Source organism: Paraburkholderia sp. CNPSo 3281, from assembly GCF_024206515.1.
Classification (GTDB): Bacteria; Pseudomonadota; Gammaproteobacteria; order Burkholderiales; family Burkholderiaceae; genus Paraburkholderia; species Paraburkholderia nodosa.
In genome coordinates, this window is sequence record NZ_JAMBPS010000039.1 from 35,585 (window position 1) to 50,052 (window position 14,468).

General features: G+C 65.2%; 13 protein-coding genes and 1 tRNA gene. 10 read left to right on the top strand and 4 right to left on the bottom strand.

The genetic code is table 11. The features are described 5' to 3' along the window. Window positions 1–42 precede the first annotated feature (42 nt). From M3I56_RS28855 to M3I56_RS28895, 9 genes are all read left to right on the top strand, one after another. A complete protein-coding gene (locus M3I56_RS28855) occupies window positions 43–1,035 on the top strand; it encodes a polyprenyl synthetase family protein (protein WP_254356863.1) in 993 nt (330 codons plus the stop codon). 37 nt (window positions 1,036–1,072) lie between these two features. Beyond that, window positions 1,073–1,149, top strand: a tRNA-Pro gene (locus M3I56_RS28860). A 199-nt stretch (window positions 1,150–1,348) separates the two neighbouring features. Continuing rightward, a complete protein-coding gene (locus tag M3I56_RS28865; RefSeq protein WP_254356864.1) occupies window positions 1,349–2,668 on the top strand; it encodes an HlyC/CorC family transporter in 1,320 nt (439 codons plus the stop codon). A 141-nt stretch (window positions 2,669–2,809) separates the two neighbouring features. Continuing rightward, window positions 2,810–4,039: a GspE/PulE family protein gene (locus M3I56_RS28870; protein WP_254356888.1), complete on the top strand. Its 1,230-nt coding sequence runs from the start codon at window positions 2,810–2,812 to the stop codon at window positions 4,037–4,039. Beyond that, the gene (locus tag M3I56_RS28875; protein WP_254356865.1) at window positions 4,036–5,256 is read left to right on the top strand and encodes a type II secretion system F family protein; all 1,221 of its coding nucleotides are present in this window, start codon (window positions 4,036–4,038) and stop codon (window positions 5,254–5,256) included. The genes M3I56_RS28870 and M3I56_RS28875 overlap by 4 nt, the downstream gene beginning before the upstream one ends. Before the next feature lie 28 nt (window positions 5,257–5,284). Continuing rightward, entirely contained in the window at window positions 5,285–6,202 is a 918-nt protein-coding gene (locus tag M3I56_RS28880; RefSeq protein WP_254356866.1) for an A24 family peptidase, read from the top strand. Between the two features lie 4 nt (window positions 6,203–6,206). Next, window positions 6,207–6,827: a dephospho-CoA kinase gene (gene coaE, locus M3I56_RS28885; protein WP_254356867.1), complete on the top strand. Its 621-nt coding sequence runs from the start codon at window positions 6,207–6,209 to the stop codon at window positions 6,825–6,827. A 128-nt stretch (window positions 6,828–6,955) separates the two neighbouring features. Then, on the top strand, window positions 6,956–7,711 hold the full coding sequence (gene zapD, locus M3I56_RS28890; protein WP_254356868.1) for a cell division protein ZapD: 756 nt from the start codon (window positions 6,956–6,958) through the stop codon (window positions 7,709–7,711). A 49-nt stretch (window positions 7,712–7,760) separates the two neighbouring features. Further along, window positions 7,761–7,955 carry a DNA gyrase inhibitor YacG gene (locus M3I56_RS28895; RefSeq protein WP_028207803.1) on the top strand — a complete coding sequence of 65 codons (195 nt, stop codon included), beginning with the start codon at window positions 7,761–7,763 and terminating at the stop codon, window positions 7,953–7,955. 91 nt (window positions 7,956–8,046) lie between these two features. Here the strand turns inward: M3I56_RS28895 and mutT are convergent, their stop codons facing one another. The 4 genes from mutT to secA form a co-directional block, all read right to left on the bottom strand. Continuing rightward, a complete protein-coding gene (gene mutT / locus M3I56_RS28900) occupies window positions 8,047–8,478 on the bottom strand; it encodes an 8-oxo-dGTP diphosphatase MutT (protein WP_254356869.1) in 432 nt (143 codons plus the stop codon). Beyond that, a complete protein-coding gene (locus tag M3I56_RS28905) occupies window positions 8,475–9,347 on the bottom strand; it encodes an ATP-binding protein (RefSeq protein ID WP_254356870.1) in 873 nt (290 codons plus the stop codon). Before M3I56_RS28905 ends, mutT begins: the two co-directional genes overlap by 4 nt. Window positions 9,348–9,366: 19 nt before the next feature. Further along, window positions 9,367–10,608 carry a bifunctional glutamate N-acetyltransferase/amino-acid acetyltransferase ArgJ gene (gene argJ, locus M3I56_RS28910; RefSeq protein WP_254356871.1) on the bottom strand — a complete coding sequence of 414 codons (1,242 nt, stop codon included), beginning with the start codon at window positions 10,606–10,608 and terminating at the stop codon, window positions 9,367–9,369. Window positions 10,609–10,726: 118 nt separating this feature from the next. Further along, the gene (gene secA, locus M3I56_RS28920; protein ID WP_302057047.1) at window positions 10,727–13,531 is read right to left on the bottom strand and encodes a preprotein translocase subunit SecA; all 2,805 of its coding nucleotides are present in this window, start codon (window positions 13,529–13,531) and stop codon (window positions 10,727–10,729) included. A 384-nt stretch (window positions 13,532–13,915) separates the two neighbouring features. Here secA and M3I56_RS28925 point away from each other — a divergent pair, with 384 nt between their 5' ends. After that, the gene (locus M3I56_RS28925) at window positions 13,916–14,389 is read left to right on the top strand and encodes a DUF721 domain-containing protein (protein WP_254356872.1); all 474 of its coding nucleotides are present in this window, start codon (window positions 13,916–13,918) and stop codon (window positions 14,387–14,389) included. The last annotated feature ends 79 nt before the right edge of the window (window positions 14,390–14,468 follow it).

A 14,468-nucleotide genomic window follows, 5' to 3' on the forward strand; every position in this document is an offset into this window, starting at 1 on the left:
CGATTCGCCTTATAATCCGCGGCACTACCCCTATTTGCCATCATGTCGTCCACCGCCACTCCATCCCCTAGCGCAGCCACCCTGCTTGCCCCCATCGCCAGTGACATGGAGCAGGTGAATCGTGTCATCCGGCAGAGCCTGGCGTCCGAGGTGATGCTGATCAACCAGATCTCCGAGTACATCATCGGCGCGGGCGGCAAGCGGCTGCGTCCGGCGCTCCTGCTGATGGTGGCCGGCGCGCTCGGCGACCACGGCACGGAGCGCCATGTGCTCGCGGCGGTCGTCGAGTTCATTCACACGGCGACGCTCCTGCACGACGACGTCGTCGACGAATCGGACCTGCGGCGCGGCCGCCAGACGGCCAACGCGCTGTTCGGCAACGCCGCCAGCGTGCTGGTGGGCGATTACCTGTATTCGCGCTCGTTCGAGATGATGGTGGGCGTCGGCAAGATGCGCGTGATGGAAATTCTCTCCGCCGCCACGACGATCATCTCCGAGGGCGAAGTCCTGCAGCTGCTGAACATGCACGACGCCGACGTGGACACCGACCGCTACATGCAGGTGATCCGCTACAAGACCGCCAAGCTTTTCGAAGCCGCAGCGCAACTCGGCGCGGTGCTTTCGGGGGCGGATGCGCACACCGAGGAAGCCGCGGCCGAATACGGACGGCGCATCGGCACGGCATTCCAGATCATGGACGACTGGCTCGACTACACGGGCACGCCTGAATCGATGGGCAAGAACGCAGGCGATGACCTGCGCGAAGGCAAACCCACGCTGCCGCTGATCTGGCTGATCGAGCACGGCACGGCGGCGGAAGCCGCGCTTGCGCGCGAAGCGATCGAGCAAGGCGGCACGACGCGCTTCGACGAAATCTTCGCGGCGATTACGTGCTCGGGCGCGCTCGAGCACACGCTGCAATGCGCGCGCACCGAGGCGCTGGCCGCTGCCGACGCGATTTCAGCGTTCCCCCCTTCCATTTACAAAGATAGCCTGCTAGAATTATGTTCTTACTCGACGACGCGCCAGTCTTGAAACAGACGAAGCGGGTTGTGGAGTCCAGCAGTCAATTCGGGGTGTAGCTTAGCCTGGTAGAGCGCTACGTTCGGGACGTAGAGGCCGGAGGTTCGAATCCTCTCACCCCGACCAGAATTCGAAAAAAAACCGCGCATGCATTGCGCGGTTTTTTTTCGTCTGTACCTTTTGTACTGCGTCCTGTCCCGGCAACTCGCTGCGCACCGCCCCTCGCGCAGCCGGCAGCGGCCTTGTCCGTTCGGCCAGTCGCCCTGGAACTGCGGTACCCCTCTGTTATAGTTTCCCCATCCGCCCCCCCTCATTTTCTCGACGCGTGGACCACCTTCCCTTATGGGCGCAGATTGGCGCCGTCTTCGTCCTGCTCATCTGCTCCAGCTTCTTCTCCATCTCCGAAACGGCGATGATGGCGCTCAATCGCCATCGGCTCAAATACCTCGCCAATCACGGCACGCTCGGCGCGAAGACCACCCAGAAGCTGCTCGCGCGCACCGACCTGCTGCTTTCGGTGATCCTGATCGGCAACAATCTCTTCAACACCATCATTCCGGTCCTCACGACCTCGATCGCGCTCCATACCTTCGGCCGCAACAACCTCGTGCTGTCGATCGCTACGGGCATCGTCGCGTTTCTCATCATCGTGTTCGCGGAAATCACGCCGAAGATTGTGGGCGCAACGTTTCCGGAGAAAATCGCGCTGCCCGCGAGCCTCTTGATCGCGCCGCTCATGCGTGTGACGAAGCCACTGATCTGGTTCGTCAACATGTTTGCGAACACCATTCTGCGCATCCTGCACATCAATACGCACAAGGCGCATGACCAGCGGCTCTCGACCGAGGAGTTGCGCACCATCGTGCTCGAGTCGGGCAGTTTCATGCCGACCAAGCACCGCAGCATCCTCCTCAACCTGTTCGATCTGGAGAACATCACCGTCGACGACGTGATGATTCCGCGCCGGCGCATCGAGGCGCTCGATTACGACGCCCCGCTCGAAGACATCCTGCATCAACTCGAGACCTGCTATCACAACAAGCTGATCGTCTATCAAGGCGACATCGACCGCGTGCTTGGCGTGCTGCATGTGCGCAAGACGCTGGCTGCGCTGCACAACCAGGAGTTCGAGCGCGAGACGCTGCGCGAACTGCTCGCCGAGCCGTACTTCGTGCCCACGGGCACGCCCGGGTTCCAGCAACTTCAGTACTTCCAGGAAAGCCGCCATCGCATCGCGCTCGTCGTGAACGAGTACGGCGAGATGGAAGGGCTCGTGACGCCTGAAGACATCATCGAGGAACTGATCGGCGAATTCACCACGTCGATGCCGCGCAGCGGCACCGGACGCGGCGGCTGGAACGACGAAGGCGAGTGTATCGTGCCGGGCAGCATGCCTTTGCGCGAACTCAATCGCTGGCTCCATATCAAGCTGCCCACGGACGGTCCCAAGACGCTCAACGGCCTGATCCTCGAAGTGCTCGAAGAGATTCCGGAAGGCGACGTGTGCCTGCAGATCGGCGACGTGAAGCTCGAAGTGCTGCGCAGCGACGACCAGGCCGTACGCACGGTCAAGCTCTTCAAGCCTGGCGCCAAGCCGCGCCAGGGCACGCTGCAAAAGGCGAAGAAGCTGCTGCCGGGACGTTAGCCGTCCGGCCAGGTGGCGGCGCCGTGCGCCGCACGCCATGATGAAGGCGTCATCTGTTCGAGGCGGCTTCGCGCCGGCATGCCGATGCTTTCTACTCCTTATCGTGCGCGCCCTTTCGCCGCCGTGGCTTCCGAAGGCGGTATGGGCGGCGGAGCAACATCGCGCCCCCCTGCGCCTGTCTCTGCACCGCAGCTCGACGACGCACCCGCCGTTCGCCTGCTCTCCGAAACGCTGCACGAAGCCGCGCGGCGCAACGCCTCCGATCTACACGTCGAGCCGATGGAACACGGCTGGCGCGTGCGTCTGCGCATCGACGGCGTCCTGCACGAAATGGCGCGACCGCCTGCGCATCTGCGCGATGCGTTCGTCACGCGCATCAAGGTGCTCGCGCGCATGGACATCGCCGAGCGGCGCATTCCGCAGGACGGCAGGCTGCGGCTTGCGCCCTCGGCTGCGTCCCGCGCCGCCGAGGACTATCGCGTGAATTCGCTGCCGACGCTTCACGGCGAAAAGCTCGTGTTGCGCAGGCTCGAAGCACTTCCGGCCGATCTGTCGCTTGCCGAACTCGGGCTCGATGAAGCGCAACGGCGCACAGTAGCCGAAGCGATCAGCGCGCCGCATGGTCTTGTCCTTGTCACGGGCCCCACCGGCAGCGGCAAGACGCTCTCGCTCTACTGTTTCCTGCAAAGGCTCAACGGCACGGCGCGCAATCTCTGCTCGGTGGAAGATCCCGCCGAAATCCAGCTCGCGGGCATCAATCAGGTCAACGTGCGCGAGAAGGCTGGGCTCACCTTTGCGGTGGCACTGCGTGCGCTGCTGCGCCAGGACCCGGACGTCATCATGATCGGCGAAATTCGCGACGAAGAAACCGCCAGCGTGGCCGTCAAGGCCGCGCAGACCGGCCATCTCGTCCTCTCGACCGTGCACACGAACGACGCCAGCGCGGCCTGCGCACGGCTCGTCGACATCGGCGTCGAACCGTACAACCTGGCGGGCTCGCTGCGGCTCGTCACGGCGCAACGTCTCGTGCGGCGGCTATGTCCGCAATGCCGCGTGCGCGGCGAAGCTTCGCCGGCGGCGCTCGTCGCGGCGGGCCTGCACACGCACGACGGTGACATGACGCAGCCTTATGTCGCGCGTGGCTGCGACGCTTGCCACGGCATTGGCTATCGCGGCCGCGTGGGGATACACGAGGTCTTGCCGATCTCGGAGACCCTACGCGACCTGATCGTCACGGGGCGCGGCGCGCACGAAATCGCTCGCGAAGCTCGCAGATGCGGTGTGGCAACCTTGCGCGACGCCGCGCTCGCACGCGTGCGCGACGGCACCACGAGTCTCGCCGAAGCGCTTGCCGCAACGGAGGCGCCATGAGCACCGGGCGCGCCCATCGCGGCCCATCCGAGTGGCGCTTCGCGTGGCGCGGTCTCGACGCATCGGGCGCGACGAAGCGTGGCACGGTGATCGCGCTCGACGCCACGGCTGTGCGCGTCGCGCTCAAGCGCGAGCGCATCACCGTGCTCGCCATCGAGCGCAGATCGAACGCGGGCGCGCCCAGGGCGAGCCACACGGACGTCACGCGTTTTACACGTCAGCTCGCGAGCCTCCTGCGTGCCGGCCTGCCGCTTGCGAACGCGCTCGAACTGCTCGCGCTCTCGCCGGGGCCGAACGGCATGCCGCGCATTGCCTCGGCGCTCGCGCGCGACATCGCCGGCGGCCTGCACTTTGCCGACTCGCTTGCGCAACATCCGGCGCGCTTCAACGCGCTGTATTGCCAGCTCGTCGCCGTTGGCGAAGCCTCGGGTGCGCTCGCCGCCGTACTCGGGCGCCTCGCCGACGACCGCGAGCGTGCCGCGGCGCAGCGCGCCAAAGTGCGCGCTGCGCTCACCTACCCTGTCGCGGTGCTGCTGCTCGCGTTCGTCATTACGGCGGCGTTGCTGGTCTGGGTCGTGCCCACGTTCAAACAGATCTTCGAAGGCTTCGGCGCCGCACTGCCCGCGCCCACGCAGTTCGTGCTGATGCTCTCGGCGGGCGCCGCGCGCTGGAGCGTGCCGGCCGCCGTAGCCGCAGCCACCGGCACGCTCGCCCTGCAAGCGGCTTTGCGCCGCTCGGAAGCCGCACGCATCGCGTTCGGACGCACGCTGCTGAAGCTCCCGCTTTGCGGCGCGCTGCTCACCACGCTGTGCGCCGCCCGCTGGAGCCGCGCGCTCGGCACGCTGCTCGCCGCCGGCACGCCACTCGCCGACGCCTTCGATTCGCTCGCGCACGCAAGCGGCAACGCATTCTTCGATCGCGCGAGCGCAGGCATTAGCGAGCGCCTGCGGCACGGCGAGCGGCTCGCCGCAGCCATGCGCGCGGCGGGATGCTTTCCGGCCGATGTGGTTCAGCCCGTTGCGGTCGCGGAAGAATCGGGCGCGCTCGACGAGATGTTGCTCGATGTGGCCTCGCTCGCCGACCGTCAGGTCGACGAAAAGATCGCGCTCGTGTCGAGCCTGTGCGAGCCGCTCGTGATCGTCGTACTCGGTGCGCTGGTCGGCGGCCTCGTTGTTGCGATGTATCTTCCCATCATTCAACTGGGCAACGTGGTGTAGCATCACTGCCAGATTCCGGTTCCGTCTCATGCCCGTCCAACTTCTTTCCGCCCCCGACACCGCAACGCCGCTCGCAGCCGCTCTCGCCGGTCTGCCCTTCGGCGTGCTCATGATCTTCACCATTGTGTTCGGGCTCGTCATCGGCAGCTTTCTGAACGTCGTCGTGCACCGGCTGCCGATCATGCTGGAGCGCGCGTGGCGCGCCGATGTGGCCGACGCGATTGGCACGCCCGGTCCACTGTTCGAACAAGACGGGCTGCCCGCGCGCTACAACCTCTGGCTCCCACGCAGCGCGTGCCCGCACTGCGGCCACGTCTTGCGCGCCCGGGAAAACATTCCGCTGCTCAGTTGGGTCGCGCTGCGCGGGCGTTGCTCGCACTGTCATGCGCACGTGAGCGTGCGCTACCCGCTCATCGAAATCGCGAGCGCGGCTTGCGCGGCCGGCGCATTGCTCGCCTTCGGGCCCACCGGCAAGGCGCTCGCCGCCTTCGTGCTGTGCACCGCGCTCATCGCCGCGAGCGCTATCGACCTCGAACACCAGATGCTGCATGACGAAATTACGCAGCCGCTACTGTGGGCCGGGTTGCTGGTCAATTTTGCCGGCACCTTCGTCACGCTGCGCGAAGCGGTGATCGGTGCGGTCGCGGGTTATCTGGCGCTCTGGTGCGTCTATTGGGTCTTCAAGCTATTGCGTGGCGTAGAAGGCATGGGCCACGGCGACTTCAAACTGCTCGCCGCGCTCGGCGCGTGGCTCGGGTGGAGCGCGCTGCCGCAGATCGTCGTAATCGCCGCAGTGGCCGGCGCGCTCGTCGGCATCGTCGCTACGTTGACGGGACGCATGCGTTTCGAAGAGCCGCTGCCGTTCGGCCCGTATCTGGCCGCTGGCGCACTCGTCACCTTGTTTGCGGGCACACCGCTGTATGGCGTATTTGCGTGGGGGAACTGATCAAATGTTCGCGGTCGGATTGACGGGTGGCATCGGCAGCGGCAAGTCAACGGTCGCGGATGGCTTTGCCGCACGCGGCGTGACGATCGTCGACACCGATCTCATCGCGCATCGCATTACCGCGCCGCACGGCGTCGCGATGGCGCAGATCGCCGCGGAATTCGGCCCTGAATTCGTCGCGCCGGACGGCTCGATGGACCGCGCGCGCATGCGCACACTCGTGTTCGGGGACGAGTCCGCGCGCAAGCGGCTCGAGGCCATCACGCACCCCCTGATCCGCTCCGAGACCGAACGCGAAACGCGAGAGGCCAGTGGGCCTTACGTGATCGTGGTCGTGCCCTTGCTCGTGGAGTCGGGCACCTGGAAGACGCGCGTCGATCGCGTGCTCACCGTCGATTGCAGCGTGGAAACGCAGATCAACCGCGTCATGCGCCGCAATGGCTTCACACGCGAGCAGGTGCTCGCGATCATCGCGCGGCAGGCCACGCGCGAGGCGCGCCTCACGGCCGCCGACAACGTGGTGGTGAACGACAACGGTGCGACGCTCGAAACGCTCGACCGGGACGTCGACGCATTGCATCAGACGTATCTCAAGCTCGCTGCCGCAAAGGCCAGCCACGCGTAAAACGCGCGATGCGCGCGCGATTAGCGGGTCACATCGGCAAAGCCCCGGGCCAGCGCGATTGCGACCGTAGTCGCACGGCATTAGAATGTCCTGCAATCCGTCACCTACCACGCCCGAGGCGAGCGCGCTTGATTCTTTACGAGTATCCCTTCAACGAGCGAATCCGGACGCTGCTGCGCCTCGAAGACCTGTTCGAGCGCTTCACGTTTTTCCTGACCCAGGAGGATCCGAGGGAACATCACGTCGCGCTCACGACGCTCTTCGAAATCGCCGAAGTCGCAGGCCGCGCCGACCTGAAGTCGGATCTCATGAAGGAACTCGAGCGGCAGCGCCAAACGCTCGCGCCGTTCCGCGGCAATCCAGGCATCGAGCAAAATGCGCTCGAAACCGTGCTGGGCGAAATCGAGCAAACGCTCGCCGGCCTCACGCAGATGCAAGGCAAGACGGGCCAGCATCTGATGGATAACGAGTGGCTCACGAGCATCCGCAGCCGCGCGATCATTCCCGGCGGCACCTGCAAGTTCGATCTGCCGTCGTATTACGCGTGGCAGCAGTTGCACGCCGATCAGCGCCGTCAGGACATCGCGAAATGGGTCACACCGCTGCTGCCGCTGCGCGACGCCGCCGCCATCGTGCTGCGCCTCGCGCGCGAGTCGGGCCAGGCGTCGAAGGTGATGGCGATGCAGGGCAGCTATCAGCAAATGCTGTCGGGCCGCGCCTATCAGCTCATGCAAGTACGCGTGGCACCGGAATTGCGCATGATTCCCGAAGCGAGCGCGAACAAGTACATGCTGTGGGTGCGCTTCACCGTGCAGGATGGCGATTTGCGTCCGCGAGCCGTCGATCAGGACGTGCCGTTCCAGCTCACACTCTGCAGCCTGTAAAACCGAACCCGTCGCCACGCCAGACTCAACGCAACCAAAGTTCTACTGCATGACCACTGTCGTCAAATGTCCGACCTGCGGCAAGGAAGTCCGCTGGGTCCCGGAAAACCGTTTTCGGCCGTTCTGCTCCGAGCGTTGCAAGCAAATGGATCTCGGCGCATGGGCAGCCGAAAAGTACCGCATTGGCGGCGCCGACGACGAAACGCCGCCGGAAGACGCGCCGCCCACGGATACGCGCCAGTAAGCGAGCGCCGCGACGCGCTCGCGCCAGACGAAAAAAAGACCGCTGTGCATCACGCACAGCGGTCTTTTGCGTCGTGGTGTCCCGTAGGGTGTCACTCCGCGGCGAGCCACTCCAGCACAGGAATCGTCGCGGGCAAGAGCGGCTCGACGCTCGCCGGCAGCGACTGCCAGACAAACGCCTGACCTTCGCGGCCATGCGGCTCGCCGGTCCACTCGGTCACCTTGCAGAAGTAGAGCCTCACATAGGCGTGCGGGTAATCGTGTTCGAGCGTGTGCCACAGGTGACACGCCTTCACGTCGATGCCCAGTTCCTCGTGCAATTCGCGCGCGAGCGCCGCTTCGACGGTCTCGCCCGCTTCCAGCTTGCCGCCCGGAAATTCCCAGTAGCCCGCATACGGCTTGCCTTCGGGGCGCTGCGCGAGCAGGTAGCGGCCATCGGGCTGCACCAGCACGCCCACCGCGACTTCCGTCACGGGGCGTGTCTTTCCAGAAGCATCGTTTGCGGCGTTGGCCTCGGCGCTCATGCCTCTTGCGCCTTCTTGCCCGACCAGTCGCGTGCAAACTGCCACGCCACGCGGCCAGAACGCGAGCCGCGCTCCAGCGCCCACACAAGTGCCTCGCCGCGCGCCGATTCGACTTCGGCCTCGTCGCAGCCGAAATGGCGCAGCCAGTGGCCGACGATCGTCAGATAGTCGTCCTGCTTGAACGGGTAGAAGCTCACCCAAAGGCCGAAGCGCTCGGACAGCGAGATCTTCTCTTCCACCACTTCGCCCGGATGAATCTCGCCGTCGGGCATGTGCTTGTACGTCTCGTTGTCGCTCATGTACTCGGGCAGCAGATGGCGCCGGTTCGAGGTCGCGTAGATCAGGACGTTGTCCGACTGCGCGGCCACCGAACCGTCCAGCGCCACCTTCAGCGCCTTGTAGCCCGATTCGCCTTCCTCGAACGAGAGGTCGTCGCAGAACACGATGAAGCGCTCGGGGCGCGCCGAGATGAGATCGACGATATCGCCGAGGTCATGCAGATCGTCCTTGTCGACTTCGATCAGGCGCAGGCCCTCTTGCGCGTACGCGTTCAGGCAGGCCTTGATCAGCGACGACTTGCCGGTGCCGCGCGCACCGGTGAGCAGCACGTTGTTCGCGGGCTTCTTCTGCACGAACTGGCGCGTGTTGCGGTCGATGAGATCTTTCTGCCGGTCGATGTTCTGCAGGTCGTCGAGCGAGATCAGCGAAATTGCGGGCACCGGCTGCAGGAAGCCGCGCCCCTGGCGCTTGCGCCAGCGAAACGCAACGGCCGCGTTCCAGTCGATATCAGGTGCCGAGGGCGGCAGCACGGCTTCGAGGCGGCCGAGCAGCGCTTCGGCGCGGGTCAGAAACTGTTCGAGCTTGTCCATGTGGTGAAGGCGCTTGAAATCAGGAACGGTAATCGGCGTTGATGCTCACGTAGTCGTGCGAGAGGTCGCAGGTCCAGATCGTGGCCTGCGCGTCGCCGCGGCCGAGCAGCACGCGAATCAGGATCTCGCTCTTCTTCATGACGCGCTGACCGTCTTCTTCGCGGTAAGCCGGGTTGCGTCCGCCCGCTTTCGCCACGAGCACATCGTCGAGATACAGGTCGATCTTGTCGACGTCGAGGTCCGTCACGCCGGCATAGCCGATCGCGGCGAGGATACGGCCGAGGTTGGGGTCCGATGCGTAGAACGCCGTCTTCACGAGCGGCGAATGGCCGATCGCATAGGCGATCTGGCGGCACTCGGCCACATCCTTGCCGCCTTCCACCTGCACGGTCATGAACTTGGTCGCGCCTTCGCCGTCGCGCACGATGAGCTGCGAGAGTTCCTGGGCGACGGCCGTCACGGCGTCGCGCAGCGCGGCGTAGGCAGGCGTGTCAGTCGAGGTGATCGCGGGCAGGCTCGACTTGCCCGAGGCGATCATGATGAACGAGTCGTTGGTCGAGGTGTCGCCGTCGATGGTGACGCAATTGAACGAGCGGTCGGCCACGTACTTCACGAGCTCGTCGAGCACGGGCTGAGCAACGTTCGCGTCGAAGGCCAGGAAGCCGAGCATGGTTGCCATGTTCGGCTTGATCATGCCCGCGCCCTTGCTGATACCCGTGAACGTGATGGTGTGGCCGTCGAGCGTGACCTGACGCGACACGGCCTTCGGCAGCGTGTCGGTCGTCATGATGGCCTGCGCGGCGTCATACCAGTTCGCGGTCTTGCGGTTCTCCAGCGCGGCGGGAAGGCCCGCCTTCAGGCGGTCGATGGGCAGCGGCTCGAGAATCACGCCGGTCGAGAACGGCAGCACCTGCGAGGACTCGAGGCCGGCAAGGCGCGCGAGTTCATCGCAGGTCTCGCGTGCGTGTTTCATGCCCGGCTCGCCGGTGCCCGCGTTCGCGTTGCCGGTGTTCACCACCAGCGCGCGAATACCCTTGCCGCCCGCGCGCACCTTCGCGAGATGTTCGCGGCACACCGTCACCGGCGCAGCACAGAAGCGGTTCAACGTGAATACGCCGGCCACGCTCGCGCCTTCGTCGACGGAAATCACCAGGACGTCCTTGCGATTGGGCTTGCGGATGTTGGCTTCCGCCCAGCCGAGCGTCACGCCGGCGACCGAATGAAGTTGAGCGGGATCAATCGAGGGGAAATTGACAGCCATGGTGGCGACCTGTCGAAAAGGCAATGCCGGCGAGGGCTGGAGCCTGGCCGGCATCGGGATTCAAAACGCAAGGCCCGCCTGGAAAAGCGGGCCACCGGAATCTACGTTCAAGCCTGCGTCACGCGATCTTGCCGTGACACTGCTTGTACTTCTTGCCGCTGCCGCACGGGCACGGATCGTTGCGGCCCACCTTCGGCAGCTCGCTGCCCACCGGCGGCGTATGGCTCATGGCCGCGCCCACCATCGCGGCGGCGGCGTCGGCGGCCACCGGTGCGGCAGCCGCGGGAGCCGGCGCTGCGTCGGCTTCGGCGAACTCGGCATGGCGGAACTCGACGTTCTCGACATGATGGCCCTGCTCTTCGATCTGCTCGGCCGCCTGTTCGAGCTGCTCCGGCGACTGGATCTGCACGTTCATCACGATACGCGTGACTTCGAGCTTCACGGCTTCGAGCATCGCGGCGAACAGTTCGAACGCCTCGCGCTTGTACTCCTGCTTCGGGTTCTTCTGCGCATAACCGCGCAGATGGATGCCCTGGCGCAGATGGTCGAGCGCCGCGAGGTGCTCGCGCCAGCTGCGGTCGAGCGTTTGCAGCATGACCGAGCGCTCGAACGCGCTGAACGATTCACGGCCCACGAGCGCGACCTTCTGCTCGTACGCTTCGTCGCCGGCGGCGAGCACGGCTTCGAGAATTTCATCGGCGTCGATCGACGACGACTCGTTGATCATCTCCTGGATCGCGAGGTCGAGCTGCCATTCGTTGCGCAGCACTTCTTCGAGCTCGGGCACGTCCCACTGCTCTTCGATACTGCCGTGCGCCACGAACTGACGCACGATGTCGGTGATCACGCCATGACGCATCGCGCCGATCGTTTCGGTGATGTCATGCGCTTCGAGCAGTTCGTTGCGCTGCTGGTAGATCACCTTGCGCTGGTCGTTCGAGACGTCGTCGTACTCGAGCAGCTGCTTGCGGATGTCGAAGTTGCGCGCTTCGACCTTGCGCTGCGCCGACTCGATCGAACGCGTGACGATACCCGCCTCGATCGCCTCGCCTTCCGGCATCTTCAGGCGGTCCATGATCGCGCGCACGCGGTCGCCCGCGAAAATGCGCAGGAGCGGGTCTTCGAGCGAGAGATAGAAACGCGACGAGCCCGGGTCGCCCTGACGGCCCGCACGGCCGCGCAGCTGGTTGTCGATCCGGCGCGACTCGTGACGCTCGGTGCCGATGATGTGCAGACCGCCAGCGGCCTTCACCCGATCGTGCAGCGTCTGCCACTCGTCGCTCAGTTGCTGGATGCGGCGCGCCTTTTCATCGGCGGGGATGGCGTCGTCGGCCTCGATGAACGCCGACTGCTTTTCGACGTTGCCGCCCAGCACGATGTCGGTACCGCGGCCCGCCATGTTGGTGGCGATGGTGACGCGCTGCGGACGACCGGCTTCGGCAACGATCGCGGCTTCACGCGCGTGCTGCTTCGCGTTGAGCACTTCGTGCGGCAAACCGGTCTTCGTGAGCAGGTCCGAGAGAAGCTCGGAGTTTTCGATCGAGGTCGTGCCGACCAGCACCGGCTGACCACGCTCGTAGCAGTCGCGGATGTCGCGAATCACGGCGTCGTAGCGTTCCTTCGCCGTCTTGTAGATCTGGTCCTGCTTGTCGATCCGCTTGGGCGGGCGGTTCGTCGGGACCACGACCGTTTCGAGACCGTAGATCTCGTTGAATTCGTACGCTTCGGTGTCGGCCGTACCCGTCATGCCCGAGAGCTTCGCGTACATGCGGAAATAGTTCTGGAACGTGATCGAGGCGAGCGTCTGGTTCTCGCTCTGAATCTTCACGTGCTCCTTCGCTTCCACGGCCTGGTGCAGGCCGTCCGACCAACGGCGCCCGGCCATCAGACGGCCGGTGAATTCGTCGACGATGATGACTTCGCCGTTCTGCACCACGTAATGCTGATCCTTGTAGAACAGCGTGTGGGCGCGCAGCGCGGCATACACGTGGTGCATCAGCGTGATGTTCTGCGGTGCGTAGAGGCTTTCGCCCGGTCCGATCAGCCCCCACTCGGCGAGCATGCGCTCGGCTTTCTCGTGGCCCGATTCCGTGAGGAACACCTGGCGCGCCTTTTCGTCGAGCGTGTAGTCGCCCGGCTTTTCCACGCCCGTCCCGTCGGCCTTCTCTTCGCCGATCTGCTGCTCGAGCAGCGGCGGCAACGCGTTCATGCGCACGTAGAGTTCGGTGTGGTCTTCGGCCTGGCCCGAGATGATGAGCGGCGTACGCGCTTCGTCGATCAGGATCGAGTCCACCTCGTCGACCACGGCGAAGTTCAGCGCACGCTGCACGCGCGCCTCGGTCTCGTAGACCATGTTGTCGCGCAGGTAGTCGAAGCCGAACTCGTTGTTCGTGCCGTAGGTGATGTCCGCCGCGTACGCTTCCTGCTTCATCGCATGGTCCATCTGCGACAGGTTGATGCCGACGGACAGACCCAGGAAGTTGTAGAGGCGCGCCATCCATTCGGCGTCGCGCTGCGCGAGGTAGTCGTTCACCGTCACGACGTGCACACCGCGCCCCGACAGCGCATTCAGGTACACGGGCAGCGTGGCGACGAGCGTCTTGCCTTCGCCGGTGCGCATTTCAGCGATCTTGCCGTAATGCAGCACCATGCCGCCGATCAGCTGCACGTCGAAGTGGCGCATCTTCAGCACGCGCTTGCTCGCCTCGCGGCAAACGGCGAACGCCTCGGGCAGCAGCTCGTCGAGCGACGTGCCATTGGCCACGCGCTCGCGGAACTCGACCGTCTTCGCGCGCAGCTGCTCGTCGGTGTACTGCTCGATCTTCGGTTCGAGCGCGTTGATCGCCGCGACCGTCTTCTGATATTGCTTGATCAGGCGCTGATTGCGGCTGCCAAAGATTTTCTGTAAGAAACCGGTGGTCATCGGATCGGTGTCTGCGTCGCGGCTTCGGCCGGGATTCCTGAGGGTGGGTTCAGCGGGTTGTGCAGGGTGTGCACTACGCATCCGGACCGGAGGGACCTCGGCGGCTTTAGCCCAAAATGGTGGATTCGAATCGGGCATTTTAGCACGCGCCCTCTCACCCGCCTGTGTCAGCGCGAAGACGGCTCTGGCGTGCGCGGTGCCCGCACGGACGCCTTCCCACCGTGCGGCGAAGGGCCGCGATGCGGCCCTGGCCGAATGGCCTGAAGGCGCTTGGATGAGCGGTGCGCAGGCTACAATGACGGCATCGCAGTCCCGTAGTGCGTCGGGCTTCCCGCGTTCAGCAACGAGACGCCGCCCCTGCGCGCTAGCCCATCCTTACGCCACATGAGCCGTTTCTCGCCGTTTTCAAGGTCCAGGGGACCACGCGCCCCCCAGCCGCTCGCCGAAGTGCTGAGCCGCACGGACGCGTTCGCGCCGCTGCGCGCCGGCGTCGAGCAGATCGCGGCGATCCAGCGCGACCTGAACGCACTGTTGCCCGACTATCTCGCGGCTAGCGTCGAGCCCGGCTTCATCAAGGACGGCACGTTGGCCCTTTTCACTGCGCACAACGCGCTCGCCGCGCGGTTGCGGCATCTGGAGCCGCGCCTCGTGGCCGACCTTCAGGCGCGCGGCTGGGCGTTGAACAGCGTGCGCATCCGCGTGCGCCCCCAAGCCGTGAAAGATCCCGCGCCGCCCAAGCAGGCGCGCATGACGCCGGCTGGCGCGGCAGCGCTCCAGGCGCTGAGCGAAACGCTGGAGGCCTCGCCGCTGCAGGCAGCCCTCGCGAAGATGGCGGCGCGCCACACGAAAAAGCGCTAATCCGGCGCGCCCAAATCTCACGAAACTGCGCAACGAAACCGCGCAAAAAGAAAAAAGGCAGCTTGAGGCTGCCCTTTTT